This window comes from Oribacterium sp. KHPX15 (assembly GCF_900107835.1).
Classification (GTDB): Bacteria; Bacillota; Clostridia; order Lachnospirales; family Lachnospiraceae; genus Oribacterium.
Genome location: NZ_FNRG01000016.1, coordinates 15,660 through 41,657 on the forward strand (window position 1 = coordinate 15,660; position 25,998 = coordinate 41,657).

A 25,998-nucleotide genomic window follows, 5' to 3' on the forward strand; every position below is an offset into this window, starting at 1 on the left:
GGTCAGCTTCCAAAGTATCTATCGCCGCATTGACAGTAGTGATAGTTCTGAAACTTTATCATCCCTGGGCTCTGACGATATCCACAACGCCTCTTATCTTATAAATCTTGCTGACAAGAGCCTGAAGTTCTTCCTTATTGTGTATATCAAAGGAAACTGTTATGGTGGCCTTTTCGTTCTTTCCGACTCTTGATGTAAGAGCCTTAATGTCTATACCGGAATCAGAAAGCACCTTTGAAATATCAACCAGAAGACCCATTCTGTTGGTGGTGTAGATTTCAAGTTCTGTGGCATAGGTTTCACCTGAGATATCCTTCTGCCACTCTGCCTCGATAAGGCGGGCCTTCTCGTCCTCGGGAAGGTTCATCATGTTAATGCAGTCGGTACGATGGATGGTGATGCCTCTGCCTCTGGTTACGAAACCTACGATTTCGTCTCCGGGCACAGGTGAACAGCATTTAGCGTAACGAACAGCCAGATCATGGATGCCCTTAACAACAATTCCGGATTTTGACTTGCGTATGATCTCAGGCTTCTTGGTCATGCCCTCGAGATTCTGAATGATATCCTCATCGGAAATATTTGTTTCCTCTGTTTTATTCTTCAGCTCTATGAGCTTGGCCACTACCTGTGACTCTTTGATACCGCCTCTACCGACAGAAGCCAGTACAGCCTCCCAGTCGATGTAGCTGTATCTTCTGATAACACCTTCTATATACTCAGGCTTTGTGAGTTCACTGAGATTGTAACCTCTGGACTTGGCATAGTTTGACAGAAGTTCTTTACCATGATCAATGTTTTCATCCTTCTGTTCATGCTTAAACCATTGATTGATCTTATTCTTGGCCTGGGTGGATTTACAGATCTTAAGCCAGTCTCTGCTTGGTCCGTGTGAATTCTGGGACGTAATGACTTCAACTCTGTCACCGTTCTGGAGCTTGTAGGTTACGGGCACAAGCTTTGAATTAACCTTTGCTCCCACCATCTTATTGCCGACTGCAGAATGTATCGCATAAGCAAAATCAATAGGGCAGGATCCGGCCGGAAGATTCTTTACATCACCTGACGGAGTAAAGCAGTAAACATTTTCATTGAACAGGTTAAGATCCGACTTGACCATGTTCATGAATTCCTTGGAGTCAGACTCATCTTTCTGCCATTCAAGGATCTCATGGAGCCAGTTCATCTTTACATCTTCATTCTGGGCTACGCTTTCCTTTGAACCGCCGGACTCTTTATATTTCCAGTGGGCAGCGATACCGAATTCAGCGGTACGGTGCATCTCGAAGGTTCGTATCTGGATTTCAAAGGGCACACCGTCACGGCCTATGACCGTTGTATGTAATGACTGATACATATTGGGCTTAGGCATGGCGATATAGTCCTTGAAGCGTCCCGGAATAGGGGTATACATCTTATGGATAACTCCCAGTGATGCATAACAGTCCCTTACCGTATCAACAATGATGCGGATCGCAAAAAGGTCATATATCTGATCTATGGTCTTGTTCTGGTTGACCATCTTTTTATATATTGAGAAGAAATGCTTAACACGACCGTTGATGTCCGCATCAATGCCCGCCTCTGTGATATGAGAAGAAACCTCATCAACTATGTTTTTGATTCTTTCTTCTCTGGCTTCTTTCTTGAGATTAACCTTTGCGGCGAGATCATAATAAACATCCGGTTCGAGGTATTTGAGGGACAGGTCGTCCATCTCGATCTTTATCTTGCTGATACCGAGACGCTCTGCAAGAGGTGAATATATCTCCAGGGACTCTCTTGCTTTTTCTCTCTGCTTTTCAGGAGTCTGATACTCCAGGGTACGTAAATTATGAAGACGGTCCGCAAGCTTAATGATGATGACACGGATATCCTTTGCCATGGATACGAACATCTTACGAAGGTTTTCAGCCTGCATCTCAACCTTATCTGTATTAAGGTTCAACTGAGTCAGCTTTGTAACACCATCCACAAGAAGAGCTACATCCGGATTGAATTCTTTGGAAACCTCATCAAGAGTCATTCCCGTATCTTCAACAACATCATGAAGAAGGCCTGCGACTATGGTTTCCTTATCCATCTGAAGATTAGCAAGAATTATGGCAACACAAATAGGGTGAATGATATAGGGTTCACCCGATTTACGCTTCTGGTCCTTATGCTGTTCTTTAGCAACCCTGTAGGCCTTATCCACCATACTGAAATCTCCTGATGGATGATAGGACTTGATGGTCTTTATAAGACTTTCATATAGTTCCTCAGGCGGGGTATTATCTGCCGGTCTTACCAATACTACTTCTTCAGTCATACTCTTCTCCCACAGCATGTATTCTTTTACTGCTTCATGCCGCATCAATGCTTATTTTTCAAGCACATATTCAAATAATTTTGCAAAGTTTAATTTTACTATTTGTTAAGGTTCTTGTCAAAAAATATGTTTGTTAACTGAACATATCCTTAATATTATCACCGACACTTTAGTAAATTTTAATAATTTTTGCTTCGATAACTGCTGACTTTTATGCAAGATGTGGTAATATATGAAAGGTTGACTTTTTGTAAAATTTGGAGGAAATTTCTAATGAATATTCTATTCTTCCTTACGCCCAAATGTGACGTAGCTTTTCTCGAGGAAGATTATACTTTACGACAGGCTCTTGAGAAGATGGAGTTCCATCGTTATTCGACTATTCCTGTTCTTGCCAAGGACGGAAGTTATATCGGCACCATGACAGAGGGGGATCTTCTTTGGGAGATAAAAAACAACCTGGAGATGAATCTCGATTCTATCGAAAAGATCCAGGTTTCTGATATTCCCATGAAAACTCATTACGCTCCTGTGGATGTCAATGCTTCCATGGAAGATCTTATGGAGAGGGTTTCTAACCAGAATTTTGTCCCGGTTGTGGATGATATGAAGCATTTCATAGGTATCATACGACGGAAGGAGATCATAAATTATCTCTACGCTAATTCCAATCTTTCACATTCGGATCTAAGGGTGCTGGCATAACATCCGGACGCAGAAGCTCGAAGGCACCCAGCCGGAAACGAGTCGCCTCGTCAGAAAAATCTAAAATCGGACCCCTAAGAACCACTAGGCCCTCGCCAATGTCAGATATTTTCTTTATGAAAAATCTGACTTGGCGAGGGGGGCTAAGGAAAATAGAGCCAAGTGGTTCTAAGGGGTCCGATTTTGATTTTTCATGACTCAGCTCAACGTTTCCGGCTGGGTGCCTTCAAGCTTCTGCTGTTTTCTAGAATGCCTTTATATGATCATCTTCTGATTCTCCGGTATTCTCTATATTACGAATAACAACGAAATAACTGAGGCCGTTTTCGGTGGTGACTTCGCAGCGGTCGCCGACTTTGTGGCCCATGATGGCTCTTCCGATGGGGGATTCGTTGGAGATGAGGCCCAGGAGGCTGTGTCCGCGGATGGATGTGACTATGCGGTATACTTCTTCTTCGTCATCTTCTTCGAAGTAGAGGGTGACTGTGTTGTTGAGTCCTACTTCGTCTTCTTTGGAGCTGTCGTCGATTATTTTTGCAAATCGCAGTACTCTTTCGAGGTAGTTTATGCGGCCGTTGTTTTCACGATTGGCTTTTTTGGCGGCATAGTACTCGAAGTTTTCCGAGCGGTCGCCCTGGGCTGCGGCTTCTGCTATCTCTTTGGTTATCTGTGGTCTCAGGACCAGTTTACGATGATCTATCTCGTCCTGAATTCTTTTTACGTCTGACTTTGTTAATTCCTGTCCCATTTTGTTCTGTTAAAATCCTTATTTTCCTTCGTAGGTAATAAGTGTCCTTACATCATATTTTTCAAGCTTCTTGCGGCCTTCAAGTCCCGCAAGCTCCATAACAAGGGCAATGCAGGATACCTCACCACCAAGCTCTTCCACAAGTCTGCAGGCGGCTTCAAGGGTTCCGCCGGTAGCGATGAGGTCATCAATGATAACAACCTTTTCGCCTTTTTCTATGGAATCCTTGTGAATCTCTATTTCAGCTTCGCCGTACTCAAGCTCATACTTTGCAGATACGGTTTCTCTTGGAAGCTTTCCTTTCTTACGTACCGGAACAAAGCCTTTTTTAAATTCATAGGCAATAGGTGTTCCGAAAATAAAGCCTCGGGATTCAAGACCCAGAACTTTGTCAAATTCAACGTCCTTCAGTATATCCTTAAGTCCGTCGATGGCATCCTGAAGTCCGTCAGGATCCTGGATAAGTGATGTGATATCACGGAACATGATTCCGGGCTCCGGAAAATCGGGAATAGTCAATACATAATCTTCTAATTTTTCTCTTTTCATTTTTTAATCCTCATATGTAAGATATTTGCATTTTATCCGTTACTTTAAAAGCCGTAATCCTTTTTAGTCACAGCAAAGTCATCCTGAACGGCTTTCTGTCATGATTATATCGTCATGTTTTTTTTAATCCATAAACCCGTATCATCACTTGCAGTACTTTTCGGCATATGTCATGATGGCTGCCACGGTTTTTCCGTCTGTCATCTTACCCTCGTAGATAAGCTGCTTTAAGTCTTCAAGGTTCCAGGCCTCGATTCCAAGTTCCTCATCCTCATCCCAATGAACATTACCTTTTTCAAGGTCTCTGGCTACATATATGCCTATCTTCTCATCAAGGAAAGCAACTGTTGTATTAACATAAAGAAGAAACTCCAGATGATCTGTCTTGTATCCGGTTTCTTCCTCAAGCTCTCTCAGAGCACAGATTTCAAAAGGCTCATCCTCTTCGTCACGTTTTCCGGCAGGCAGCTCAAGAGTATATCTCTGAAGAGCATGTCTGTACTGTCTGACCATAAGTATGCGTCCGTCCTTCAGCACAGGAAGCACTGCTGCCGCTCCCATATGATGGATGAAATCCCAATGGGTCTCATGTCCTCCCACGTTTACGTAGTCATCATAAACTGTTATAACCTTTCCTTTATAGGCAAGCTTTCTCTCTATAAGCTTTACCGGTTTCTCGGCATTATCCTGATTTAGCATCCTGTCTCCTCCTGAACATCTGGTTTAAACGGAATCCCGATTATAGCACATAATCATCCCGGATTTAAACATTTATTCATATATGTTTTCTTCGTTTTTTGGAATGACCGCATCATTCAGATATCTTCTTCCTGACTATGGTTTTTCCGATACGGTGGTTCTTGATGTACGCCACATCTATCTCAAGATTATCTGTCTCCAGATGGAAAGAACTGCCGTCGTCCGGAACTGTACCCATGATGCCCATGATGTATCCTCCAAAGGTGTCGGCATCTTCTGTTGGTATGTCAAGCTTCAGCGCTTCATTGACATCCTCAAGATCTGCAATTCCGAGAATTATCCATTCATTCTCACCGATAGCCTCAATAGGCTCAGGTTCCGGCAGGTCATCCTCTTCCTGAAGATCACCCACGAGAGCTTCGATAAGATCATGCATACTTACTATACCGGTCATGCCGCCATACTCATCGATGACAACCGCATAGTATTTGCGCTCTCTTTTCATGGTCTGAAAAAGATCCGAAACCTTCATGTTCTGGGAAACGAAAAATGGCTTATCAACAGCATTCTTCATTATGCTGTCACGGGACTGATCCTCAAGACGGAAATAGTCCTTGGTATCAAGAATGCCTATTACATCGTCATCATCCTCACCGCAGATAGGATAATTGGCAAATCTGTTATTATAAATGGTCTTTCGCCATACTTCATCACTGTCTTCATAATAAAGCATAGCCACATCAGTTCTGTGGGTGCAGACGTCCTCTACAGTCAGGTCATTAAACTCGAAGACATTCTGTATCATCTCATTTTCCTGGTGCTCGATGGTGCCGTTTTCCGTTCCTTCATCAAGCATCATGATAATGTCTTCTTCCGAGACCTTATCTTCGATATCTTCGGGATTGATACCCATCAGCTTCATAACGGTGTTTGTAGATACTGTAAGAAGTCCTACGAAAGGGCGGAACAGTACAGATGCAAACTGGAGCACAGGGGCCATGGATAATGCAATCTTTTCCGTGTACGCCTGAGCAAGTCTTTTGGGCACAAGCTCGCCGAATACGATATTGACATATGAAAGGATCAAAGTGATGACCACGATAACTATGGGACTGAGCACCGCTTCACTAATCGGCACTCCCATCTTTATAAGAAGTCTGGTGGCAGGGCCGGCAAAGCTGTCTGCTGCAAAAGCTGAGGACAGAAAACCTGCCAGGGTTATAGCCACCTGTATCGTAGAAAGGAATCTCGACGGATCCTCGGTCAGTTTAAGAAGTATTTTTGCGTCTTTTTTTCCTTCTTCTGCAAGCTTTTTCAGTTTTGTATCTCCAACCTGTAGAACAGCTATCTCTGCACAGGAAAAAAAGCCATTTAATATTATAAGTACAATAAGAAGAACTAGTCGTTCTATCATATAAATAAAAGTCTCCCTCCGGACCGTATATTACTTAATGTTGTATATGAACATACAGGTTTTGTCAAATGATGCATGGGTTTTTGAACGCGATTTGGGGATTTTTTGAAAAAGTTCCGCCGATGGACCATGGGGACGGAGTTAGTGGTTCATCGGCGGAAGCATTCTGTTCTGTTTTATACTGCCTTGTATTTATCGTACTGCTCCTGCAGGAATCTACAGTCCTCGTAGTAACGGTCAGGTGTGGAGTTCTCAAGAGTTCCCACGATGTAAGGTTTACGGATGCTGACCTGACGCATAAGCTCTTCATAATTAAAGAAGCCTTCACCGGGATGGCGGAATCTCTGATCACCATCCTCAAATACTCCATCCTTAAGGTGCAGTGTGGTGATCCTGTCACCGTATAGGTCAAATGCCTTCTTTATGATGGCATTCTGTCCCTCAGGATCCTTCTCAAACTCCGGCTTTATAAGATTTACAGAATCAAGAATGACATCAAAGTTTACGGAATCGATGTCATCAAGAAATCTTCTCATCATTTCAGGGCTGTGAAGTGTATGATTAAACACTCCTTCAACTCCAACCATAACACCAAGTTTTTCCGCCGCATCTCTTATTCGCTTAAAACTGTCCAGAACTCTCTGATAGTTTTCTTCTGTATAAGTTTCCGGAACTATCTTCATATTGGGATGAGCACGGCCTGTCTCAGTTCCGACCATATCCGCTCCCATCCTTTTACTGTATTTAAGATGCTCTATAAATCTCTGCACCTCCAGCATTCTCTTTTCTTCATCAGGGTGAGCAGGATTAATGTAGCAGCCAAGTATGGATACGTGGATGTTTCTTTTTTCCAGCTCCGCACCAACATAATCTCCGAGGCCTGCATTATAATGCCCAACCGAAGTATCCACCTCAGAAAAGCTTTTGGACATGGCAAGCTGTATATATTTAATGCCTAAGTCCTGAACCTTATCAAGAACCTCTGTAACGGTTCCTTTTCCGCATATATCATGAACTCTCATTCCAAACTGGATCATAATTAATCTCCTCTAAAAAATCCTATAAATACGGGTATTTCACCGTTTATTTCTTACATATATATGCCTGTATATCGCCGTTTCACTCCGGCATACATTCGTTAATCTGAAATACTGCTGTAATTTTTGAGAATCAGCTTAGTCCTTTCGGGATTCTTCCGGTACTGTCCCGGTGTCTGACCCGTCATTTGCTTAAATACCTTCTCAAAGTAGGTGACATTACCAAAACCGCATATATCCGCAATATCGGTAATGCTGGTATCGGAATCTATCAGAAGCTGCTGAGCCTTCCTTACTCTTATATACGTAATATATTCAATGACAGAAAAACCGGTTATATTACGGAATACTCTTGTAAGGTAGGATTTACTCATATAGAACTGTTTTGCAATCTCATCGAGGGTAACATTATCACCGGTATGCCCCTGAAGATACATAGCTATATCATGAACCTTCTGGTGAATTCCCGTTTTTACAACGGACTGCTGCTCAGCTGTCTCTATACCCTTTTCCTTAAGGTTACTCTGAAGATCTCTTCTTCTGCTTTTTGCGAAAATACCCGCAAGCTCAACAGTCTGAAGATATAGAAAAGAATGCAGATCCTCCATGGATGAGGTTATCCCGTTTCTTTCGTCCTCACAAGCCGCCTTAAAGGCATCTATAACTGATAAAACCAGCTGCCATTCTGTATCATTGAATTTTGCCAGACCACCGTACAGACTTCCGAACTCGTCAAAGCCCTTCAGCCCGAATTCCCTGAACTTTTCATCAAAAACGGACCTGTCCAGCTGAAGTATGAAATTGTGATGATCTGGGGGCATGTTGGGGGCTGTAGATGTTTTATGAATGAGGTTATGGTTTACCATCATACAGGTGTGTGGAACCATACGATAGGTTTCCTGATCAACAAACAGCAGTCTCTGCCCATAGATGATGAAATGCATTTCTATGGTCTCATGGAAATGTCTGTTTTTCATTATGAACTTCTGATGTCTCACCGCTTCCGAAACCCTCAGGCCCGGTATACGCTTTTCGAATACCAGTTCAAGTCTCGAATTATGTAAATTTTCGTCTGCCATATAATGCCTCTTTTTGATAACCGATATCGGGGAAGTGAAGCTTCGAAACCCGCTTCCGTCCATACTCCCTGAACCTTTTTATTCACAAGAATGATTAAATTTTTAATACAAATAAAGGATGGCATCCCATTGAATCATTATCCAATCGAACACACATCCTTTATTTTATCTTATCATTTCCGTATAAGCAAGAAACAGGGGGCCGACTCCTTTTGCATCATTTTTTACCACCGGCTCTGAAAGATAGTATCCAACAGATCCGTCTCTGTGATCAGCACCTCCGAGACCTGCAACGAGACATATTCCTGTCACACATGGTGTACCATCATCGTTTTTTGAAAGTCTCTTATCGATTATACCGTAGAAAGCTTTCTCTGCCATGCTTCTGTACTTTTCAGGTATAAAACCAAGTCTCACACCTTTAAGTACCGCAGCACTTATCAGCGCCGTACCGGAGGTTTCAAGGTAATTACCTTCAACTTCGGGAAGTGCAATGAGCTGATGGAAAAGTCCGCTTTCATCCTGATATTTTGAAAGGGCTTCTGTAAGATCAACCAGCATCTTTTTGAGATGCTCCTTTTCTTCAGGGAGATCCATATCCATCATGACTTCCAGTACATCCACGAGGCTCATGATAAACCAGCCTTCAGCTCTCAGCCAGAAATTCGGACTGCATCCGGTTTCGGGATCTGCCCAGTACATCTCTCTTGATTCATCATATCCGTGATAGTAAAGTCCTGTCTTTTCATCACGCATATGCTTCTCTACATTACAGAACTGATCATACGTATCTTTTATATTTTTACAATCATTGAATCGCTTCTCATACTCAATGTAGAAAGGCTGTGCCATATAAAGTCCGTCCAACCATACCTGGTTCGGATAAATATTCTTATGCCAGAAGTTCCCCTCGTTGGTTCTGGGCATCTTATCTATCTGTGAACGAACCAGCTTTATGGCTTTAAGATACTTTTCTTTACCCGTGATATCATAAAGCTTAAACAGATTTTTTGCGGGATTTATATTATCCAGGTTTTTTTCATCAATATCATAAGTTCTGATACTGCCGTCATCATTTATAAATCCGCTTGAGAAATCATCAGCAAATTTTAAATATTTCTCCTGCCCGGTGATCTCATAAAGCCGTAAGATACCTGTTATCATACAGCCATCTATATAATTCCATCTATTCTCTTTACCGCTTCTTATGACCTCAAGATTCCAGGCCGGATGCCCGGAATCTGAATGAGTCATAAGATAATCCACATAGTCATTAAGAAGCTTTTCCGTATCTTCTCTTCCACCTGTAAGGTGGTGTAATTCTTTCATAAGATTCTCCTTTTATCCTTTCACAGAACCTGCAGTTACACCATCGATGAACTGATCCTGAGCGATAAAGAATACTACCAGTGAAGGAATGATGGAAACAAGTGAAAGAGCGAGGATTCTGTTCCATGAGAATCCGGTATCGGCATCCATTGACATCTTTACGAAGATAGCTGCAGGATAACGCTTCGGAGTTGAAACGTAGAGCAAAGGTCCCATAAAGTCATTGGATGACCACATAAACTGGAAAAGTGCTGCTGATGTCATAGCCGGCTTAAGTACCGGTACGATAACGTGCCAGAGTGTTCCAAGTGCTGTACATCCATCGATCTTTGCTGCCTCATCAAGTTCTCTTGGAACGTTGCGGAGGAACTGGATGAGCATGAATACGAAGTATGTATCCTGAGCAAATACTGAAGGAACGATAAGAGGAAGGTATAAAGGTGAATCTACCCAGCCCCAGCCGTTGTACATGATAAACTGAGGAACATTAAGTACTACATTTGGAAGGAACAGTGTAGCCATCAGAAGTGCAAAGAGTGCATCATGTCCCTTGAACTTGAATCTTGCAAAACCGTAAGCTGTCAGTGTGCAGGAAGCTACTGTAAGGATAACTTTAGGAATAACGATCTTGTAGGTATTAAACATTGACTTCCAGATGTCAATGTCTCCGCCGTAACCGTTCATGGCATCCTTGTAACCCTGGAAGGTTGGCTGTTTAGGTATAAAACCGATGCTGGAGAAAATCTCCGAGTTTGTTTTGAAGGATGCACCGATCATCCAAACCAGTGGGTAGATCATAAGAATGCCCACCAGAACCAGAACGACATACTTACATAACGTTGCTATCTGTCTTTTTCTCTCGAGTGTCATTGCTTAATCCTCCGAATCAGAATAGTATACCCAGTGCTTCTGGCTGTACTGTAAAATCGCTGTGAATATCATAAGGATAATGAACAGAACCCATGCCTGTGAGCTTGCAAGTCCCATTGCATATTTCTTAAATGCGTTGTTATAAATGAGCAGTGAAACAAGTGTGGTTGCACCTCTCGGTCCACCTGCTGTGATGATGTAAGGTCCATTAAATTCCTGGAATGCCTGAACCAGCTGAGTAACCAGGTTATAGAAGATAACCGGTGTGATCATAGGTACTGTAATTGTGAAGAACTGTCTCCACTTACCGGCTCCGTCAAGGGAAGCTGCCTCATAAAGATCAGGAGATACGCCCTTTAATGCTGCAAGGAAGATAACCATGGTTGAACCGAACTGCCATACACGTAAGAGACAGATGATGAAAAGAGCGGCAGTTTTATTGGATAACCAGTGAGGTCCTTCTACTCCGAATAATCCGAGAAGCATGTTGACAATTCCGTCATCCTTAAAGATTGCCTTCCAGAGAACTGCGATGGCAACTGATGATCCAAGAATCGAAGGAATGTAATAGACTGTTCTGAACATCTTAACTCCCTTGATCTTGAAGTTAAGGATGTAAGCTACAAACAGCGCAAATATCAGCTTAAGCGGCACTGTCATAAATGCGTACTTAAAAGTGATAAGGAAGCCTTCCTGTATCTTTTTGTTTGTGAAAACATCAAGATAGTTAAATATGCCCCATTTTGAAATTCCCTCAAAAAGAGAATAATCGCTGAAACTGTAAACCAGTGATGAAAGGAATGGGTATCCTTTGAAAACAAGAAATCCTACTAACCACGGAAAGATGAAGATAAAACCCTTATTCTCTTTCCAGAAGTTGTTCGGAGCGGTATTTGTTTTTGTATTTGACATTTTATCTACTCCTTTGGAAGGTACCGTTTTTCACCGGCTTACCTTTAATAAAACATTAGTTTTTTTGCAATAAAATCGGGCCTCAGATATAAGCCAAGGCCCGATATATGCCACATTTTAAAATGTGGTGATTTTTAACCCTAAATTAGGAGGATCAGGGAAAAAACTATTTAATAAGCATTTATGGTTTAATGAATTTTGAGAATTACTTACTCTCAACCTCATTAACTGCTTCGATGAGCATCTCAGCAAGTTCCTTGGAATCCGTTCCATCATAAGACATTGAATCCATGATTTCCTGATATGCACCCTCTGCGCTGTCCTTAAGAGCTGCATCCTCATAGTACGGTGAAAGCTGGAAAGGAGCATTAGCAGCTGCTGCCTGGTTAGCTTCAAATGTAAGACCTTTAAGAGCGCCTGTTGCCTCAAGCTTCTCCTGAGCTGCATGTGATGCAGGAACACCTCTCTCAAGTCCGAGAGTCTCTACACCGTCACCGTTGAACATGTACTGAAGGAGCTTGGCAGCCTCTTCCTTGTTAGCTGAGTTAGGAGATACTGCAAATCCCATGGAAACCTTGTAAACTGTTGCAGGTGTACCATAATCTGCAGGATACTCACCGATAACGATCTCCTGATCTGAGTCAAGAGCATCTGCAAGCTTCTTGATTGAGCTGTCCCACTCAACAACACCGGCGTAGTGGCCATCGATGAAGTTAGGGTTCTTATCAAGAGAATCAGCACCGTCACCTGTAAGCTTCTCCTGTGTTGGAATTACGTGGTTAGCCTCAAGGCTCTTAAGGAAATCAAAACCGTCTGTAAGTTCTTCTACTGAGTAGTTAAGCTTGTGATCAACGATCCACTGCTTGTTGTACTTCTCCTGCATGTAGTAAGTAAGAAGAATTGTAAGATCATAAGTACCTGCTGCAAGAGGATAGTAATCATCACCGAGCTTTTCCTTGAAAACAGGACCTGCTGCAAGGATGTCTGCAAAGCTCTTTGGAACCTCAAGACCTGCCTTCTCAAAAGTAGCCTTGTTCCAGTAGAATACTCTTCCGGTTGATGAAACAGGAACACCGAGTACATGTCCGTCGATCGTCATAAGATCGATAAGTGACTGGTCATACTGTGAAAGATCGAAATCTGTGAGCTCCTGAAGATCTACAAATCTTGTTCCGTCCGGGCTGAACTGCCATAACCAGTTCCAGTTGATCTGGAAAAGATCCGGCTCAGAATTACCTGCTATCTGAGTAGCGATCTTATCCTGCCAGCCTGACCATGCACCGTACTCTGACTCGATGGTGACACCGTTAGCTTCCTCATACGCTTTAAGAGCCTCAAGTGTAGCTGTGTGTCTTGAATCACCGCCCCACCATGAAATTCTAAGTGTTGTGCCATTTCCGCCTTCAGCCTTTGCTACCGTCTCAGCTGCAGCCTTTGCTGCCTCTGTGGCAGCGGGAGCTGCTGTTGTGCCTTCAGGCGCTGATGCTGATGAGCCACATGCTGCAAGATTGAGCATCATAGATGCTGCCATACCGCCGGCGAGAAACTTAGTAATTGTCTTTTTCATTTTTACCTCCTGGGGAGCCTTTTTGGTCTCCTATATTAATTGAGCTTTAACTCATTGTTAACTTTTATAAACGATATTCAGGCTGTCATAATCCACAACATCTATCAGTTCCGGACCTGTATCGTCACAACCTGATATCTCAACATTTTCAAGCACCAGATGTTTTACATTTCTGGCATATATGCTTTTTCCGGTCATTTCCGGGAAGTTGTCCATCATTATGGTCTGACTGGGTTTGCGTTTTTCCTTTGGAAGGAATGAAACCTTTATGTTCTTAAAGACTATCCTGTCGATAAATCTCTCAGGCAATCCATAAGCAACCAGCATGCACTGATCGGCACCCTCTGCCACGATATTCTCTGCTGTTACAGATCCTATCGTCGGTGTTTTATCATCAACAGGTCTTGCTTTCTGATCCTGAACATACTCACTGTGACCGTCAGGATCGCAGAAATAAAACATATTGAAGGTGAAGGGCATATGCACATTTTCCATTTTTATGTCATGAAAAACTATGTTGTCATAAACCGCATCAGGTCCTCTGCCTCGTCTTGTTTTGATGCGGAGCCCTCTGTCGGTTTCCCTGAATATACATTTGGAAACTTCTACATTCTGTGCACCGGCTGCTGCTTCGGAACCAACGGTTACGCTTCCGTGACCCCTTTCAAGGAATGAGTTTCTGACCACGAAATGATCTGCAGGCTTATGATGTTTATCACTCATGTAATATTTGCCTGATTTTATGGCGATGCAGTCATCTCCGACAGAAATCCTTGTTCCCAGGATCAGAACCCCGTCACAGCTTTCAGGATCAAACCCGTCTGTATTTGGTGAATCCGATGGATTCCAGATACTTAAGTTGTAAAGTGCTATATCATCTGTATAGTAGGGATGGATGGTCCAGCAGGGAGAATTTCTCACTGTTACCGATTGCATCCTTACGGCTCTGCAATGATTCAGAAAAACGGTATTGGGCCTCCAGGCTGTCCTTTTCTTCTTGGGCTCCTTCCACCAGTCGCCCTTATCTCCGTTGCCATCGATGATTCCTTTTCCGACAATTTCGATTTCTTCGGCATTAACTGCTGTGATAAGCGATGCGAAGCTCGTTTCGGGATTGCCTTCCCAGCTTGAAAGATTGTACTCATCTTTCTCATCCGTAGTAGGTGTAAGCCCCGGTAATAAAGGGTAATGCTTTCTGTCCGGATCCCCCATCAGAACCGCTTCATCATCTATCCATAAAGCCATATGGCTTTTAAGGAAGATCGGCCTCGAAAGATATATTCCTTTGGGAAGATAAACCGTGCCGTCCTTAGGGCAGCTGTTTATAGCCGCCTGTATAAAACCCGTATCATCCTGTTCTCCGTCTCCCGATGCTCCGAATTCTCTGACATCCAGAAGAACTGACTCATATTCTGTTCGGAAGGTTTTATCCGTCCTGCCGTTTTCCGTCAGAAGAGTGATGGTGTATTCCGTATCGGGCTTTAATCCGTCAACCGTCACAACATTAAGATCGGACTTTAACTTTTCCTCTCCGTTTATCAAAATGCTGTATCCCGAAGGAGCATAGCAAATCGTATCATTCAATAATTCTATTGTTATACTCCGTTTAAAAACGGCTGCTATTTGAAAATCCATACTTCCTCTTTTCAAGGATCATTTCTGATCACTTATTCATTTCTTACTGACATTTATGATTATATCAGCCACTTTGAGATAAATCTTACAATTACTGACCCAATTTACTCATAATTATCTTATCTGATACTATTAATATATGTTTTTTGCCTTTTTGAGCTATTATTTTAGGGTTTTTAGGTCTCTGTGATATCCTTTTAGATAATTATTCTCCATGTTTTATGCAATTTTTTGCACATAATCAATCTTTTCTCTCGTCGATATCGATATATTGATAAATTTTGTAAGCGTTTTACATCGTCAATAGTTACAATCTTTGTTATTTTTCTATCAAATCAGTCATTATCCTTAAAGTAATCCTAGCTCCAAGCGCTATTTTTTCGTCTTATAGTATTCGATAGTATAAAAGTATCCGATTTTATATTAATGCATATGTTTATTCATCATATAATATTGATAGTTATCGGTTCTTTGATATTTCCGTAAACAATAACATTAACCCGGGAATTACTTATCCCGGAATAAACCATCGGATTTCTGATAAGAGCAAACCATATAGATCCACAATGGAGGAAAATACCATGATCACGGTATCCAAAACAGGAAAGTGCGATTACACTTCCATCCAGGAAGCTGTAAACAATGCCATATCCGGCGACACTATATTAATAGAAGAAGGAATATATAATGAAAGAGTCGAAATAAAGACTCCGGGAATTACATTGACAGGATGCAATACAGATTTCAGAGAATATATAAAGGCAGAAGGTTTTGAATACAGCTTCACGGATACGGATGGCAATTTACACCCAAATCGATATATACCATCCGACAAAACCATCATCACCTATGGTCTGTATGGCAATATGCCCGCCGAAGACATTGGCAAACTGGGAACCTTCCGTTCTTATACCATGTTTATAGATGCCGCGAATGTAAGTCTCAAAAACCTTACCGTCGAAAATTCTGCCGGAGCCGGTCCCGATATCGGTCAGGCAATAGCTCTTTACGCAGAAGGTGAAGGAATCTGCTGCAGCAACATACGACTGCTGGGCTGGCAGGACACCCTCTTCACAGGACCACTTCCGCCTAAGGAAATAGAAAAAAACGGCTTTATCGGTCCAAAACAGTTTGCCCAAAGAATAAACGGAAGACAATATTATACAAGCTCATATATAGAAGGGGATATAGATTTTATTTTCGGTTCGGCCACAGCATATTTTGACAACTGCTATATCTTTCAAAAGAACAGAACTCCTCTTCTTATATATAAATATCTGTTAAAGAACGATATCAAGATGTCCGGCAGTTTTTCCGAAGTAAAGCTTATGGAGGCAGCCCGAACCGGATTAAGTAATGAGAAATACGAAGAATTAAAGAAACTTATAGAAAGTGATGAATCCCGGGAGGCCAAAAGCTATGCTACCGCCGCTTCCACTCCTGAAGGTCAGGACTACGGATATATCTTCGACAACTGCCATTTCGAGTCAGATTGCCCTGAGCACAGCTGCTATCTTGGCCGCCCCTGGCGAAACTTTGCAAATGTACTGATCCGGAATTCCCACCTCGGAAGCCATATCCATCCCGCCGGCTTCCACAACTGGAACAAAAAAGACGCCGAATCCACCGTAAGCTTCTGCGAATACAAAAACTACGGCCCCGGCGCCTCAGATTACCGTGCCCCCTTCGTAAAAGAACTTGACTTCAATGAGGTCCAAAAATATCGGAAACAAAAAGTAGCGGCAGAGTCGGCGGGCATCAATTTAAATGCGTTGAGCTGAGTCGAGAAAAATCAAAATCGGACCCCTTAGAACCACTTGGTTCCTTTTTCCTTAGACCCCTCGCCAAGTCAGATTTTTCATAAAGAAAATATCTGACATTGCTGCCCAAGATTTGTTTTTTAATCTTGGGAGCCGCGCGGCTTTGAGCGGTTCAAAAGAATCCGTCAGGATTCTTTCTTTACCGAGGGCCTAGTGGTTCTTAGGGGTCCGATTTTAGATTTTTCCGACGAAGCGACTCGCATTTAAATTGATGCCCGCCGGCTCGTTCACCAAATTATTTTCCGAATACAGCCTCGTAGTCCTTTACGAACTTATCGATACCGATATCTGTAAGAGGATGCTGAGTCATCTGCATAAGAACCTTGAAAGGAACTGTAGCAATATCAGCACCTGTCTTAGCACAATCAATGATATGCATAGGATGACGAACAGATGCGCAGATAACCTCTGTCTCGATATCCGGATACATCTGGAAGATATCCTCGATATCCTGGATAAGAGTGATTCCGTCTGTAGAAATATCATCAAGACGTCCAAGGAAAGGAGAAACATAAGTAGCACCTGCTCTTGCAGCAAGAAGTGCCTGTGTAGCTGTGAAGATAAGAGTCACATTTGTGTGGATGCCTTCGCTTGAAAGAACCTTAACAGCCTTAAGACCTTCCGGTGTCATAGGGATCTTAACAACCATGTTCTTGTGCATCTTGGCAATCTCTCTGCCCTCTGCGATCATCCCCTCAGCTGTAGTTGTGCTTGCCTTAACCTCGCCTGAAATAGGACCATCAACGATCTCTGTGATCTCCTTCAGTGTAGCCATGTAATCACGTCCCTCTTTTGCGATAAGAGAAGGATTTGTTGTTACACCGGCGATGATGCCCATGTCGTTAGCCTGACGAATCTCATCTACATTTGCGGTATCAATAAAAAATTTCATGTTTTTCCTCCTGGTATTTTAACCCAAACCAAGTACCTTCATCATTTAAACTCTGTTTCGTATACTTGGTTTTTTCCTACCTAACTATTTTATGACTTAGCCGCTGAAAGTCAATACTAATGGCTCTATGTTACATCACAATTATGCGTTCCATATCCTCATCGATAAGTTCGATATGCCGCTTCATATATACCTCAGCCACGTCCGGATCCCTGTCCATAAGAGCCCTCAGGATTTTATCGTGTGCCTTAATCCCATTCTCAACATTGTGTTTTATTTTAAAGGTCCGGAAACGGAAATTCATTATCCTTTTACTCACACTCTGATTGATCATTTCCATGACTTCATTGCCGGTCATCTTCATTATCCTGGTGTGGAATTCTTCATCAAGAAGTGCCAGCTTTTCGTCATCCATAACAGCCGCATATTCGATGAAATCATTATGAATCTTTTCAAGAGCCTTGAGATCCTTGTCAGAAGCCCTTTCTGCCGCCATTCTTGCCGCCGCAGGTTCAAGTATATTTCTGAACTCCACATAATCCTGGATACGGCCTCTGTTCCTGGTGAACCAGCTTGCAAGGGCATCCTCATTATTCTGGGATTTTTTTACTATAAACGCACCCTTACCGGGATTTATGGAAATGTAGCCTTCCGCTTCCAGATTTCTGAAAGCCTCTCTTACTGTACCTCTGCCGACAGACAGCTTTTCACAGACTTCCTTTTCCGTAGCCAGCTTGTCTCCTATTTTTGCCTCATCAGACAATAAATACTTTTTTAGTTCATTTATCGTTTTTTGTGTTGCCGATAATTTTTTCATATAAATCTCCATTCCGTCGCATTTGTCTGACGGCACAAATAATTGTGAAAAGTATTCTTTACACCACCCTGTTTTTCGTTGATGCAGCCTCAAACTTTTGTTTATATTGTAACACATCCTTTTCCATTAAATCATCTTGTATAACAATTTCTTTGTCAGGAAATCTGTAATGGGGGCTTCTAACAAAAAAGGTTCAACTCCGGCAAGTCCGTGCCGGGGTTGAACCTTTTTGAAAATCCGATATTAATTAATATCAATGTCTCCTTGGGATGACTTCTCCCTGCTCAAGTATGTCACCGTTTCTGTAAGCTGCAAGAAGCTCTTCAAGATCAGAAATCTGCCTCTTAAGCTCTCTGCCGTTGTCGGTAGCGCCTACTCTTACTCTTGTTTTCATCTGTTCCACGATCTGGATCTCAGGTGTATTCTCGGCGCCCTTCTGGAAGCCCTTATGCTTAGCCAGAGCCAGATGACGGGAATTAAAGATAAGTGTGTAGCCGGCTATACCTGTTCTCGAGTGATAAGCCTTTGAGATACCACCATCAATGATAAACAGCTTACCGTTTGCCTTGATAGGTGACTCACCAAGCTTTGTCTTGACAGGAACATGTCCGTTTACGATATGTCCGACGGAGGCATCCACACCAAATTCCTCGAAGATCTTGTCTACGTACTTCTCTTCCTTTGCAAAGTTATAGTATATATTGAATTTTTCCTTGTGAGTCACAGGGTCTTCTATAAAACAGTGCTCAAAGGTTGTTATCTTGTCCTTTCCGAAAAGAGGAGAATTGGGGCCGCACCACATGTACCAGAAAAAGTCTGTAGCATAGAGCTTACCCTGAGGATCGTTTTCTCCGTTAAGAAAATAAGCATCGATAGCCTTGTCATTAAAGTAATCAAGAAGCGCCTTTCCGGAGAATATACCGTCTGGTGTCTTTATCTTTGTGAAGCTGCCGTCCTTTTCCATAGGTATACAGCCATGGTAAAGGATGTTGTTATTTACAACCTTATACATTGATCCGTTTGTAAAGAAGAAACGGATGTGTTTCTGAAGAAGCTGAGAATGAGTAAAGCTGTAGATAAGAGTCTTCATCAAAGTCTCTTCTCTCTCTGTGAGCTTATAAGGATTCTTAGGATCGATGGTAGGGAAATTCTTGTCCTTAAGCGGATAAACCTTTCCGTCAATGTTCACGGTTCCCTTTGCATAATCCACCTTCTCCAGAAGAAGTCTGTGCTCCAGATGGTACTCAGGATGTCTCTTGATAAGCAGACCTTCCTCCTTGAGCATGATAATGGATATGGCCTTACACATCTTTGCCGCAAGAGCCGGTGAAACCGAGTCGGAAACATTGGAATCCAGAAGATGTGGCTGGAAGCATTCACATGGATCATCCCCGTAAACTTCCTCTGCATACATGGAAAGAGGTCTCAGATTTATTCCGTAGCCATCCTCAAGCACGTCAAAGGAATTGTAGGAAGTGGCGATGCGGAGAACATTGGCAATACATGCAGGGTTTCCGCAGACAGCTCCCATCCAGTCAGCATCATGATTGCCCCACTGGATATCCACATCGTGGAAGCTCATGAGCTCCTCCATGATACGGTCGGCGTGAGGACCTCTGTCGAAAACATCTCCGATTATATGAAGATTATCGATAACGAGATTCTGTATAAGCTCACAAAGGGCGATAATGAAATCATCCCCCATGCCGGTGTCGATGATGGCATTCATGATCTCGCGGAGGTAATCCTTTTTATCCTCATCATGATTGTCGATATGCAGAAGCTCATCGATGGCATAAGCATAGCTCTGGGGCATCTTCTTACGAACCTTGGAACGGGTGAACTTTGATGAAACCACGCGGCAAATGTTTATAAGCCTGTTTATGGTTATGCGATTCCACTCGGGAGTCTCCTTTTCTTTATGTTTAGGGCTTGAAAGAATGTCTCTCGGATAGTAAATAAGATTTGCAAGCTCAAGCTGCTCCTCCTCAGGAAGAAGATTTCCGAAGGTCTCATCAATCTTATCTCTTACGATACCGGATGCGGAACGCATAAGGTAGATAAATGCCTCACTCTCACCATGAAGGTCAGAAAAGAAATACTCTGTGCCCTTAGGCAAAGCACATATAGCACGGAGATTAATGATCTCCGCACCTGCTGCAGTCGCAGTGGGAAACTGTTTCGCTAAAAGTTTTAAATAATCAAGATCACGCATAATTACTCCCTAAATACCGGGTCTTCACCCTATGTCTTCTAGTTACTTCCTGAAAATTTGAAACGACTGAAGGACTACCTTATCGGGTTATCCTCAACAAACATGAGTTAATTATATAGACGAAGTTAAAAATTTACTATACAAAATCACTATGTATTTAAAAATAAACGCGATATTTTTGATATATATTTAACAAAAGCAAAAGCGGATGGACACCTTTTGCAGCATCCATCCGCCAGTATGTTTTTCAAATTAATTTGAAGGAGCCACAACCGAAGGATCAACCTCCTTGCGGTTAAGTATCTCCATGAATTCGGCTCCTGTGATAGTCTCCTTCTCGTAAAGGAACTTTGTAATCTCATGAAGCTTATTCATATTGTCCTTAAGAAGCTGCATAGCCTTGTCATGCTGCTCCTTCACAAGATCAACAGTCATCTTATCAATCCTGGTCTGGGTTTCCGGTGAACAGGTAAGCGACGCGTCACCGCCGAGATACTGATTCTGAAGCTGCTCCATGGCAACCATACCGATCTCGTCAGACATACCATAGCGTGTGATCATTGCACGGGCATACTTTGTAGCCTGCTCGATATCATTGCTTGCACCGGTAGTGCAGGTATGGAAGATCAGCTCCTCAGCACATCTTCCGCCTGTAAGTGTTGCGATCTTGTTCTCAAGCTCTTCCTTTGAGTAAAGGTAGTGATTTCCCTCTTCCTCAACCTGCATGGTGTAGCCAAGAGCGCCTGATGTTCTCGGGATAATGGTGATCTTCTGCACAGGCGCACTGTTCTTCTGAAGAGCCGCTACAAGAGCATGTCCCACCTCATGATATGAAACGATAAGCTTTTCCTTATCCGTCATTACCTTATTTTTCTTCTGGTAACCGGCTATAACCACTTCTATGGACTCTTCGAGGTCTGACTGGATAACTCTCTCGCGTCCTGCTCTTACAGCCCTTAATGCAGATTCATTGATAATGTTGGCAAGTTCCGCACCGCTGGCACCCGCTGCGGCTTTTGCAATGGCTTCGAGATTGACATTCTCAGCCATCTTGATATCCCTTGCATGAACCTTCAGGATATCCACTCTTCCCTGGAAATCAGGAAGCTCGACAGGAACACGTCTGTCAAAACGACCCGGTCTCAGAAGTGCGGGATCGAGAGAATCCGGCTGGTTTGTTGCTGCAAGAATAATGATGGCCTTTGAAGAATCGAAACCGTCCATCTCAGTAAGGAGCTGGTTCAGGGTCTGCTCACGCTCATCATTACCGCCTATGGCTCCGCCGCCTCTCTTTTTACCTATGGCATCGATCTCATCGATAAAAATGATACAAGGCGCTTTTTTCTTTGCCTGGTCAAAAAGATCTCTGACCTTGGCGGCACCCATACCTACGAACATCTCTACAAATTCAGAACCCGAAATAGAGAAGAAAGGAACATTTGCTTCTCCTGCCACAGCCTTTGCAAGAAGTGTCTTACCTGTTCCCGGAGGACCTACAAGAAGCGCACCCTTTGGAATATGTGCACCTATCTCAGTGTACTTGTCAGGCTCCTTAAGATAGTCAACCATCTCATTAAGAAGCTCCTTGGCCTCATCCTCACCTGCAACATCCCTGAAGGTTACCTTGTTGTCACCATTGGCTTCATATTCTCTGGCATTGGACTTTCCAAAGCCTCCGAACATTCCGCCGCCTCCCATGGAACCCATGCTTGAGGCCATTTTTCTGGAAAGCCAGTTTCCGAGGGCCCAGAAAATCAGGATGGGGAAAATCCAGCTTAAAAGGAAGCTGATTATTGGGCTTGTCTCAACAGGTATCTCTTCGTTGAAATTGACATTCTGGGAGAATAGAGCATCCAGCACATATGCCTCTGTGTACTCGTTCTTGATTCTCCCCGTGCGGCAGGTAAGATTCTTACCGTTGTAATCGACTACATAATATATAGTGTCATCAGTGAATTTAACGTCTGTAATAGCCTTGTTCTCAACAGCATTTTTAAACTCCGTATAGGTCGTATCCTTCACCGATCGCGTCATAATTGACGGGAACACGAAGGTGTTCAGCAAAAGAATGATCACCAGGGCGACAAAATAATAGAACACAAGCGGCTTTCTGTTTCGAGGCTTATAGCTGTTCCCGCCGTTCTGGTTTTGGTTGTTTTTATTGAACTGATTGAAAAAATCATTGAAATTGTCAAATCCGTTGTCATTTGGGTTTTTGTTCCCGGAATAGTTTTCATTAGCAAGATTGAGCTGTGACTTACCCATCCTGCCTTTGAAAACATTAAAGATATTTATCATACAATGTCCTTTCTGCTACTCTTCGTTGAATTGAAAATACTTTTCAATTTAATGATTGTTGATTATATATATCAAATGTGTATTCGTTGTGAACAGTTAAAAAACTTCCGAAGATTCAAATCTCCGGAAGTTTTCTGGTTTGATTATTTCATCGTTTTCTTCAAAAGTTCACACAGCTCATCAACTGCTTCTTCTTTTCCTTCTTTAATGTCTTCAACAACGCAGGACTTGATATGTGAACTTAAGAGTTCTTTGTTAAAGGAATTGAGAGAAGCCTGGACTGAACTCACCTGGATAAGAATATCCGGACAATACCTGTTGTCCTCGATCATCTTTTTTATGCCGCAGATCTGGCCTTCTATACGATTAAGTCTAGTAGTCAGCGCCTTGATCTGCTCAGGTGTTCTGTTCTTATGTCTTACATTCTCTCCGTCACAACAAGCAGGCATGTCATCCACCTTACTTCACGATAGAAACGAACTCAAAGTCGTGATCCTCAACAGCCTTCTTTATGACTGCCTCGTCAACTTCCTTTGAAAGCTCGATAACCGCTGTTCCGCTGTCATGTGAAACTGCTGCAGAAGTAACTCCGTCAAGAGCCTCCAGAGCCTTCTTAACTGTTGCCTCACAATGTCCGCACATCATTCCCTTGATATTAACTGTTTCTGTCATGATTTCATTCTCCTTTTTTGTTTCTTCATTTGTATCCAACTCAACTTCCTTTTCCGCAGAAGCTGTAGTTTTTCTTTTTATCATCTTATCCTTTGATGCATCAAATACATCGAAAAGGTTAAGTCTCAAAGCATTCATACATACCGTAAAGCTGGAAATGCTCATGGCGGCAGCTCCCACCATAGGATTCATTTCAAAATTCCAGCCGAAAAGCGCAGAGTAAAATCCTGCCGCAAGAGGTATGCAGATAACATTGTAAAAAAATGCCCAGAACAGGTTCTGATGGATATTCCTTATGGTTGCCCTGCCAAGTCTTATGGAGGCAGCCACATCCGTAAGCTTTGACTTCATGATCACCACATCGGCAGCATCAATGGCTACATCAGCTCCCGCCCCTATGGCTACACCAAGGTCCGCTCTTGTTAATGCCGGCGCATCATTGATTCCGTCACCCACCATGGCAACCTTGCCTTTTTTCTGAAGTTCACGGATAACCGCTTCCTTACCGTCCGGAAGAACTCCGGCTATAACGTGATCAACTCCTGCCTGCTCTGCGATTGCATGGGCGGTTTTTTCATTGTCACCGGTGATCATGTAAACCTCGATGCCCATGCCTTTAAGCTCTTTTATGGCTTTTTCGGAATCCTCTTTGATGGTATCAGAAACAGCGATCATGCCCAGAAGCTTACTGTCTTGAGAAAAGAAAAGCGGTGTCTTTCCCTTTTCCGAAAGCTCATCGGACTTTCTTTCAATTGTATCAGAAGCTCCGAATTTATCCATCATGAACTTGCCGGAGCCTCCGAATATTTCGTGACCGTCAAGCTTTGCCGTTATGCCGTTTCCAGGTAATGCCCGGAAATCGCTAACCTCCGGAATATGGATATGATTAACATTAGCATAGCTCATAACTGCCTTTGCCAGAGGGTGTTCTGATTTCTGTTCCAGGGAAGCCGCAAGACTCAGAAGTTCTTCCTTTTTTACGCCTTCCTCCGGTATTATATCTGTTACCACAGGCTCACCCTTTGTGATGGTTCCGGTTTTATCAAGAGCAACTATTTCGATGCGTCCGGACTGTTCCTGGGAAGCGGCGGTTTTATAAAGGATACCGTTTTTTGCTCCCATACCGTTACCAACCATGATGGCCACAGGTGTTGCAAGTCCCAATGCACAAGGGCATGAAATAACCAGCACAGCAACTGCTCTCGGAATGGAGAACTCGACTCCCTTTCCCATGAAAAGCCAGATAAATAATGTAAGCACTGAAACGATAATGACGAAAGGCACAAACACTGACGCTACCTGATCCGCAATTCTTGCAATAAGAGCCTTTGTTGCAGCTGCATCCGATACCATATTTATGATCTGGGATAATGTTGTATCCTTACCAACTCTCGTAGCCCTGGCTTTTACATAACCAGACTGATTGATGGTTCCGGCGGACACCATATCTCCGATAGTTTTGTCAACCGGTATGGACTCTCCCGTAAGGGCTGACTCATTTACTGAAGTTTCTCCTTCTTCTATGATTCCGTCCACGGGGATATTCTCTCCGGGTCTTACAACAAACAGGTCTCCGGTTTTAACTTCAGCAATAGGAACTTCAATCTCTTTCCCGTCCCTGTAAAGAACCGCTGTTTTTGGTGACAGCTTCATAAGACTTTTAAGCGCGTCTGTTGTATGTCCCTTGGACATTGCCTCCAGGAGTTTTCCTACGGTTATAAGCGTAGGTATCATAGCAGCTGTTTCAAAGTACAGGTTGTGAGCCAGATGATGAACTGTTTCCATTTCGCCTCTGCCCATGGCGTTTATCATGATATAAAGTGACACAAGTGAATAAGCAAAGGAGGCTGAGGATCCCAACGCGATGAGTGCATCCATATTGGGGGATCCGTCAAACAGCGTCCTGAATCCGTCTATGAAAAATTTTCTGTTTATATACATCACGACTATGGCGATGAGCATCTGGGTCAATGCATTGGCCGCGTGATTTTCAAGAAAGGCGGGAACCGGGAATCCTGCCATGTTGTGTCCCATGGAGAGGTACATAAGTGTCAGGAGAAGCAGTGCCGATCTGAGAAGGCGTTTCTTAAGCACTGGTGTTTCATGGTCTTTTAATGCTTCTTCCTGGGCTTTCAGGCTGTCTTCATAGGTGTTTTCTTCTGTCTTCTCTGCTCCTTTTACAGAGGCGCCGTAGCCGGCTTCTTCAACGGCTTTTATGATTTCACAGGCTTCTGCAGTGCCGTCGACCATTAGTGTGTTGGTCAGCAGTGAGACGTTTGCTTCTTTTACACCCGGGACTTTTTTCGCGGCTTTCTCTACTCTTGCCTGGCATGCGGCACAGCTCATGCCGGTTACTATATATTGTTCCATCTCGTCCTCCGTGATGATCTGTAATCTATATACCCCCACCCCCCTATCTTGAGGTGTGA

Annotated in this window: 20 protein-coding genes; 2 read left to right on the forward strand and 18 right to left on the reverse strand. The window is 43.0% G+C overall.

Features of this window, described 5'->3' with window-relative positions; genetic code table 11:
• Positions 1–58: 58 nt before the first annotated feature.
• Entirely contained in the window at positions 59–2,356 is a 2,298-nt protein-coding gene (locus tag BLV86_RS10460; protein WP_442944861.1) for a RelA/SpoT family protein, read from the reverse strand.
• 228 nt (positions 2,357–2,584) lie between these two features.
• Between BLV86_RS10460 and BLV86_RS10465 the strand changes: the two genes are divergently transcribed.
• Positions 2,585–3,016, forward strand: coding sequence for a CBS domain-containing protein (locus tag BLV86_RS10465; protein ID WP_031549656.1), 432 nt, complete (start codon positions 2,585–2,587; stop codon positions 3,014–3,016).
• Between the two features lie 244 nt (positions 3,017–3,260).
• Here the strand turns inward: BLV86_RS10465 and BLV86_RS10470 are convergent, their stop codons facing one another.
• The 11 genes from BLV86_RS10470 to BLV86_RS10520 form a co-directional block, all read right to left on the reverse strand.
• Complete coding sequence (locus tag BLV86_RS10470) at positions 3,261–3,764, reverse strand: GreA/GreB family elongation factor (protein ID WP_090816950.1); 504 nt, start codon at positions 3,762–3,764, stop codon at positions 3,261–3,263.
• An 18-nt stretch (positions 3,765–3,782) separates the two neighbouring features.
• Entirely contained in the window at positions 3,783–4,313 is a 531-nt protein-coding gene (locus BLV86_RS10475) for an adenine phosphoribosyltransferase (protein WP_090816953.1), read from the reverse strand.
• A 144-nt stretch (positions 4,314–4,457) separates the two neighbouring features.
• Complete coding sequence (locus BLV86_RS10480; RefSeq protein ID WP_031549662.1) at positions 4,458–5,012, reverse strand: NUDIX hydrolase; 555 nt, start codon at positions 5,010–5,012, stop codon at positions 4,458–4,460.
• A 112-nt stretch (positions 5,013–5,124) separates the two neighbouring features.
• Positions 5,125–6,426, reverse strand: coding sequence for a hemolysin family protein (locus tag BLV86_RS10485; RefSeq protein ID WP_090816955.1), 1,302 nt, complete (start codon positions 6,424–6,426; stop codon positions 5,125–5,127).
• A gap of 176 nt (positions 6,427–6,602) precedes the next feature.
• The gene (locus tag BLV86_RS10490; RefSeq protein ID WP_242873286.1) at positions 6,603–7,463 is read right to left on the reverse strand and encodes a sugar phosphate isomerase/epimerase family protein; all 861 of its coding nucleotides are present in this window, start codon (positions 7,461–7,463) and stop codon (positions 6,603–6,605) included.
• 101 nt (positions 7,464–7,564) lie between these two features.
• Positions 7,565–8,542, reverse strand: coding sequence for a helix-turn-helix transcriptional regulator (locus tag BLV86_RS10495; RefSeq protein ID WP_175456507.1), 978 nt, complete (start codon positions 8,540–8,542; stop codon positions 7,565–7,567).
• A 165-nt stretch (positions 8,543–8,707) separates the two neighbouring features.
• Entirely contained in the window at positions 8,708–9,871 is a 1,164-nt protein-coding gene (locus BLV86_RS10500; RefSeq protein ID WP_090816964.1) for a glycoside hydrolase family 88/105 protein, read from the reverse strand.
• A gap of 12 nt (positions 9,872–9,883) precedes the next feature.
• The gene (locus tag BLV86_RS10505; protein WP_090816967.1) at positions 9,884–10,741 is read right to left on the reverse strand and encodes a carbohydrate ABC transporter permease; all 858 of its coding nucleotides are present in this window, start codon (positions 10,739–10,741) and stop codon (positions 9,884–9,886) included.
• A gap of 3 nt (positions 10,742–10,744) precedes the next feature.
• Positions 10,745–11,653, reverse strand: coding sequence for a carbohydrate ABC transporter permease (locus BLV86_RS10510; RefSeq protein WP_090816970.1), 909 nt, complete (start codon positions 11,651–11,653; stop codon positions 10,745–10,747).
• A 205-nt stretch (positions 11,654–11,858) separates the two neighbouring features.
• The gene (locus BLV86_RS10515; RefSeq protein ID WP_090816973.1) at positions 11,859–13,220 is read right to left on the reverse strand and encodes an ABC transporter substrate-binding protein; all 1,362 of its coding nucleotides are present in this window, start codon (positions 13,218–13,220) and stop codon (positions 11,859–11,861) included.
• Positions 13,221–13,277: 57 nt separating this feature from the next.
• Positions 13,278–14,855, reverse strand: coding sequence for a glycoside hydrolase family 28 protein (locus tag BLV86_RS10520; protein ID WP_090816976.1), 1,578 nt, complete (start codon positions 14,853–14,855; stop codon positions 13,278–13,280).
• Positions 14,856–15,436: 581 nt separating this feature from the next.
• Between BLV86_RS10520 and BLV86_RS10525 the strand changes: the two genes are divergently transcribed.
• Positions 15,437–16,636: a pectinesterase family protein gene (locus BLV86_RS10525; RefSeq protein ID WP_090816979.1), complete on the forward strand. Its 1,200-nt coding sequence runs from the start codon at positions 15,437–15,439 to the stop codon at positions 16,634–16,636.
• 274 nt (positions 16,637–16,910) lie between these two features.
• Here BLV86_RS10525 and fsa read toward each other — a convergent pair whose 3' ends face one another.
• The 6 genes from fsa to BLV86_RS10555 all read right to left on the reverse strand — a co-directional run bounded on the left by fsa (position 16,911) and on the right by BLV86_RS10555 (position 25,939).
• Entirely contained in the window at positions 16,911–17,567 is a 657-nt protein-coding gene (fsa, locus tag BLV86_RS10530; RefSeq protein ID WP_029200460.1) for a fructose-6-phosphate aldolase, read from the reverse strand.
• 130 nt (positions 17,568–17,697) lie between these two features.
• Positions 17,698–18,384: a FadR/GntR family transcriptional regulator gene (locus BLV86_RS10535; RefSeq protein WP_175456508.1), complete on the reverse strand. Its 687-nt coding sequence runs from the start codon at positions 18,382–18,384 to the stop codon at positions 17,698–17,700.
• A gap of 253 nt (positions 18,385–18,637) precedes the next feature.
• Positions 18,638–20,602: a fructose-1,6-bisphosphatase gene (locus tag BLV86_RS10540; RefSeq protein WP_090816985.1), complete on the reverse strand. Its 1,965-nt coding sequence runs from the start codon at positions 20,600–20,602 to the stop codon at positions 18,638–18,640.
• A 249-nt stretch (positions 20,603–20,851) separates the two neighbouring features.
• Complete coding sequence (gene ftsH / locus BLV86_RS10545; RefSeq protein ID WP_044916289.1) at positions 20,852–22,864, reverse strand: ATP-dependent zinc metalloprotease FtsH; 2,013 nt, start codon at positions 22,862–22,864, stop codon at positions 20,852–20,854.
• 176 nt (positions 22,865–23,040) lie between these two features.
• On the reverse strand, positions 23,041–23,346 hold the full coding sequence (locus BLV86_RS10550; protein WP_031549684.1) for a metal-sensing transcriptional repressor: 306 nt from the start codon (positions 23,344–23,346) through the stop codon (positions 23,041–23,043).
• Positions 23,347–23,356: 10 nt separating this feature from the next.
• The gene (locus BLV86_RS10555; RefSeq protein ID WP_090816988.1) at positions 23,357–25,939 is read right to left on the reverse strand and encodes a heavy metal translocating P-type ATPase; all 2,583 of its coding nucleotides are present in this window, start codon (positions 25,937–25,939) and stop codon (positions 23,357–23,359) included.
• Positions 25,940–25,998 lie beyond the last annotated feature (59 nt).